A 5057-nucleotide genomic window follows, 5' to 3' on the forward strand; every position below is an offset into this window, starting at 1 on the left:
CTTTTTTTACTGTTGGTTGTGTGTCTTCATTTTGCTTAGCCATATCATCATCCTGTTTTGTGTTTTCTGAATATTTTGTGATTTCAATTAAACCACTCAATTGGCTAATTTGATCAATGCCAGAGATTGCTTCTCCGAGTGCATATAGACCACTAGCTCCACCGCAATCATCATAATACATAACAACATCTCCCCATGGTTCATAATAGGCGAGTGTACCAATTGGACCTTTTGCCATCGGTGTCTTGCTGGTATCAAGTTTTTTATCAGGATAAAATATTTTTTCATCATCACTATAATCTTCCACATCGATCGTCATTGGAAGCTGATCGTATAAGGAGCTAGCTGCAGTAGAATCATTTAATTGAAAAATAACGGTTTCATCATTTTCTCCTTGTATCTGAATTTGCATATCACTTTCTTCTTTCTTGGTTTCCATAGTATTGGTACTACTCTTTTCATCTGCTTGTTGACGATTACTCTCACACCCTGTTGTGATCGTTAGTAGAAAGCACACCGCTAACATTATTGATAAGAATTTTTTCATGCACTGTCCTCCTCACATTTTTATTGCTCTAGAAATTCTTTAACCAGTTGCCCTTCTGTTGACGATATAGTAGAAGCAATCCACGTATACATAGTTCACTGGACATAGCAAACCATACACCATGTAATCCCCATCCTTTTACAAGTATAAGGGATAGTGTCAAACGATCTCACCATATGCTGACCAAGTTCATGATACTTGGTATGAAGGTATCTCCTGCACCCCTAAGAGCTCCTGATGCTACGATTGATACAGCATAAAGTGGTTCGGCAAATGACTCTATCCTTAACACTTCCGTTACTAGTTTCTGTACTCGTAGATCATAGGTTAACATCTGAAAAAGAAAAGGACAGTCAACGTACATCAATAAACCGATACCTGTCATAAGTAGCGCTCCAAACAATATAGCAATATTAGAATAGCTTTTTGCAAGTTCTTTTTCATTTGCTCCTATACTTTGAAGTCGTAGCTGCTGTTGCTATACCATATCCAGGCATATAACACAGGCTTTCTGTTGTAACCGCAAAAGAATTCGCTGCAATAGCGATGGTACCTAATGGAGCAATGATACGTGTTACGCAAATCATGGCGCCACAAACAGCAGTATGCTCTAAAGCCATAGGAAAAGCTATGTAAATGGCATTTTTTACGATAGATCTATCTATAGAAAATTTCCCAGAGATATTGATTTTTAGAACTTTAGAATGAACAGACAAACCAAAACATCCAACTGCCAATAATGATCTGTGATAAAGCTGTTCCAATAGCCGCCCCTAGTACACCATAGAATCGTATTAGAATTAGATTAAATAACAATCCAAGACACACATGATAGCATTTAGTATACTAGTAACTTTCATGTTGCCACTGCATTGTAACATGGAACTTGATAATACATTTAATTGTTGAGCAGGTAAGGCTACATAAACTAAAAAATAAAGGAATGCATTTTTATAAATATCATTCGATGCTCCCAACTATCTAGGTAGGAAAGTACTAACGCTGATTCCAAATATCGTTAGAAAAAATAGAAAAGCTTATAGTTATCAATAATCTGTGTTTTAAAATCAAACGTGCTTTTTTGTTGTCACCTGCGCCTATCTGTTGTGCTCCTTGTACAGAAAAGCCAGATGCCGCCGCAATACATAGTCCACCCAATAGTCATGTACTGGTGGATACGATACCAATCGAAGCGGAAGCATCAGCACCCAATCCGCCTACCATTGCAGTATCAATATACTGCATAATGATGGAAGTAAGCTGTGCTGGAATAGCTGGAATGCTCAATTTCCAAACAGCTTTTAGCTTACCTTTGAGAGTGATTTTTCTCTTACTCTGAAATAATGTTGTCATATGTTTCCTAATTTCTTTATTCATAAACATTACATCCATTATAGATGTACTTACATGCTTTCTTTGAATATTCTCAAAATTTCATCATGAGAAAGAACCTTATATCCACCTTCCATAATGATTGTACTATCTGCAAGTCCATTCAACATATTCTCATTAACGCCTAGTTCTTTGATATTCATAACCAATCCAAGTTCTTTCATCCATGTTTCCATTGCAGAAAGTCCTTCTTCAGCGATTTGTTCCTGTGTTTTACCATCTGGTGTAATATTCCATACATTTATTGCGAAACGCACAAACTTTTCTAGACCGTATGGACAGATATGACGGTAGTAAGCCATAGAAACAGCGGATAGTGTCATGCCATGAGTCGCATCGGTGTATGCCCCAACAGCTTGTCCCAACATATGAACCATCCAATCTGTTGTTTTTCCTTTTGCAATTAACGTATTTAAAGCCCAAGTTGCTGTCCACATGATATTGCTGCGAGCTTCATAATTCTTAGAATCTTTCAATGCAATATATGAAGAGTGAACAACAGAACGCATCAGTCCTTCACTGATATAATCACTTGCGTTGTCGTCTTCTCCAGAGAAATATTGTTCACAGATATGATTGAATATATCATAAATACCGGAAATCATCTGGTATTTGGGCAAAGTATACGTATATGTCGGATCTAAAATTGAAAACTTAGGAAATACATTTTCACCAAACACATGACCAATTTTTAATTTCTGCTCATGATTTGTAATGACTGCACCACCATTCATTTCTGATCCAGTACCTACCATAGTAAGCACACAGCCTACAGGGATGATATCACAATCAACATCTTCCATATTTAAATAATATTTCTTCCATGGATCTTCATCACAATTAGCGGATACCGATACTGCTTTCGCATAATCACAGACAGACCCGCCTCCAACTGCTAGAATGAAATCAATCTTATTTTCTTTTGCAACATTACAGCCTTCATAAAGTTTCTCAATTGTAGGATTTGGCATTACTCCAGCATCTTCAAACACTTCTTTTCCTTGAGTTGTCAATATTTTTATGATTTCATCATAAATTCCGTTCTTTTTGATAGAGCCACCACCATAAATAAGCATAACCCTTTTACCATATTTGGGTAATTCTTCCTTTAATCTTGCAAGGGATCCTTCTCCAAAGTATAGCTTGGTTGGATTTACATAACTAAAATTTCCTAACATTCTGTTACCTCCTCTTTTATATTTATAATTGACTTTCCAAAGTCTCTCATTTTATTTAGTATTTCTTCTGACTTATTCTGTTTATCAAATGCTGTAAAAATACCCATATCTTCTAGTTTTAGATATTCTAAAAATGACTTTTGATATTCATAGATGGCGCCATCGTATACCTCATCACTGCCTGAACTTAAAATTAATGCCGCTTTTCTTAGGTTTTGCGGTTTATCTAAAGCATAGATACGATTGATCGCACATTGAAGTTGTCCCGTAAAACTGTGATAGTATACAGGAGATGCCAAAATTATCATTTCAGCTTCTTTCAAAAGAGGGTAGATTTCTTGCATATCATCTTTTTGAATACAGTTTCCTTTGCCTGCCTTATGACAATATTCACAGGCTAGACAGCCGGCTATGTTTTTTTGACAGACATTAACTACGTCAATTTTATGTCCATTTTCTTTTGCACCTGCAACAAATGCTGTAACCATTGCATTTGTATTTCCATTAGGATGAGGGCTACCATTGAATATAATGATATTCATATTCCACCTTTATAGAGACCTTTCAAAAAAATCTGTTATCTTATCGAAAGGTATTTTATCAACTCTATCATACAGATCTATGTGATCAGCATCTTCCACAACATAAAATTCTTTAGGTTCTACAGCCTTTTCATAAGCAAATTTGCTATAGTATTTAGAATGTGCTTGATCTCCTACGATAAATAAAACTGGTCTTGGCGATATCTCATCTATAAAATTCAACAACCTTGTATTCAAAAATGGCATAGAACTCGTGGTAGTGAATCCACCTCTAGCATGAGGATGATGTCCACGTTCCATTCCGTAAAATTTAAACCAGATTTCATCTGTAGCATCCAATCCTTCTGGAATCGATTGTGCTGGTTCTAATGGAAAAACTTGTATATATTCAGGATATCCATTTTCTGCGTCAGTCCATCTCTGCTGAGAAAGTTTATCTTTCAGAGTATACAAATCTTCTTTACTCATCAGGTCTTTTCCACGTGTAGAAAAGCTAATATCATACATACTGGTGGTTGCGACAGCTTTGATTCTAGTATCCACCTGTGCTGCTGATAAAGCAAATCCACCTGAACCACAAATACCAATGACACCTATTTTATTTCTATCCACATTCTTCAGTAAACCTAGATAATCAACGGCAGCATTAAAATTTTCAGTAAAAATCTCAGGTGATGATACATGTCTTGGTTCGCCATTTGAATCTCCCATGAACGTTTGATCAAAGGTCAATACAATAAATCCTCTCTGTGCTAATTCATTCGCATAAACACCAGGGCCTTGTTCCTTTACACCTCCATAGGGCGCGCCTACAATCAACGCAGGGTACTTCTTTGATTGATTCATATCTTTTTGTGTATATAATTCTCCAGATACAACGAATCCATATCTGTTTTTATAGGTAACACTTTCCCTTTGTACTGTTTCAGCCAATTTAAAAATATAATTATCTTTCATGTTTTCTACCTTCTTTCTTTATCTACTAATAACATACTACTTTGCAAGCATTATATCAAATACTTATTATGAATTGTTTGATATGCTTAAAAGTTATATCAAACTTTATTTTATCAAATTTTCTGGATGAGTGCTTTTTCGATTTTTAAGTCTGCTTACTCGTTACAGCCCAAATTCATTCAGTTTTATGGGAAAAAGATGAAGAGCACCGGTAGAAAGTTTCTAAGCCGGCCTCCTCATCTTATTTTCCTGCAGCAGTATTGTTTATTTCATAGCTGCTACTTTCTAATTCAGCTTTATAATCGAATTTGCCATATCCTTCATTAGAATCGCATTCATCAAATGATCCTGTGCATGTAACATAATGAGTGCCAAGGTGGAATTTTATATATAGTTGAATAGTTTTTTGAAAACGGTTTCTTTATATGAACCTCTTTTTAG

The 5057-nt window shown here is 35.7% G+C and carries 8 protein-coding genes and 1 pseudogene; all 9 read right to left on the reverse strand.

The genetic code is table 11. The features are described 5' to 3' along the window. A partial coding sequence (locus ACLRVU_RS15630; RefSeq protein ID WP_412892389.1) for a cyclophilin-like fold protein occupies positions 1-547 on the reverse strand: 547 nt, incomplete at its 3' end. 169 nt (positions 548-716) lie between these two features. After that, complete coding sequence (locus ACLRVU_RS15635; RefSeq protein WP_233105571.1) at positions 717-950, reverse strand: MATE family efflux transporter; 234 nt, start codon at positions 948-950, stop codon at positions 717-719. Positions 951-987: 37 nt separating this feature from the next. Continuing rightward, a complete protein-coding gene (locus tag ACLRVU_RS15640; RefSeq protein WP_142692053.1) occupies positions 988-1311 on the reverse strand; it encodes a hypothetical protein in 324 nt (107 codons plus the stop codon). Position 1312: 1 nt separating this feature from the next. Further along, a pseudogene (locus ACLRVU_RS15645) lies at positions 1313-1375 on the reverse strand (hypothetical protein); the annotation flags it as partial. Between the two features lie 333 nt (positions 1376-1708). Continuing rightward, the gene (locus ACLRVU_RS15650; protein WP_257271448.1) at positions 1709-1900 is read right to left on the reverse strand and encodes a hypothetical protein; all 192 of its coding nucleotides are present in this window, start codon (positions 1898-1900) and stop codon (positions 1709-1711) included. A gap of 50 nt (positions 1901-1950) precedes the next feature. Beyond that, on the reverse strand, positions 1951-3117 hold the full coding sequence (locus ACLRVU_RS15655; protein WP_109771102.1) for an iron-containing alcohol dehydrogenase: 1167 nt from the start codon (positions 3115-3117) through the stop codon (positions 1951-1953). Further along, positions 3111-3659 (reverse strand): flavodoxin family protein, encoded by a 549-nt coding sequence (locus ACLRVU_RS15660; protein WP_002609850.1) that lies wholly within the window; start codon positions 3657-3659, stop codon positions 3111-3113. Before ACLRVU_RS15660 ends, ACLRVU_RS15655 begins: the two co-directional genes overlap by 7 nt. Before the next feature lie 9 nt (positions 3660-3668). Next, positions 3669-4616, reverse strand: coding sequence for an alpha/beta hydrolase (locus ACLRVU_RS15665; protein WP_412892390.1), 948 nt, complete (start codon positions 4614-4616; stop codon positions 3669-3671). Between the two features lie 285 nt (positions 4617-4901). Then, positions 4902-4991, reverse strand: coding sequence for a PTS lactose/cellobiose transporter subunit IIA (locus ACLRVU_RS15670; RefSeq protein WP_306461009.1), 90 nt, complete (start codon positions 4989-4991; stop codon positions 4902-4904). Between the last annotated feature and the right edge of the window lie 66 nt (positions 4992-5057).

The organism is Beduini sp., from assembly GCF_047239305.1.
GTDB lineage: Bacteria > Bacillota_I > Bacilli_A > Erysipelotrichales > Coprobacillaceae > Beduini.

Coding starts and splice junctions, on each gene's coding strand:
- ACLRVU_RS15650 (WP_257271448.1), bottom strand. CDS start 1,900: ATGACAACATTATTTCAGAGTAAGAGAAAAATCACTCTCAAAGGTAAG.
- ACLRVU_RS15655 (WP_109771102.1), bottom strand. CDS start 3,117: ATGTTAGGAAATTTTAGTTATGTAAATCCAACCAAGCTATACTTTGGA.
- ACLRVU_RS15660 (WP_002609850.1), bottom strand. CDS start 3,659: ATGAATATCATTATATTCAATGGTAGCCCTCATCCTAATGGAAATACA.
- ACLRVU_RS15665 (WP_412892390.1), bottom strand. CDS start 4,616: ATGAAAGATAATTATATTTTTAAATTGGCTGAAACAGTACAAAGGGAA.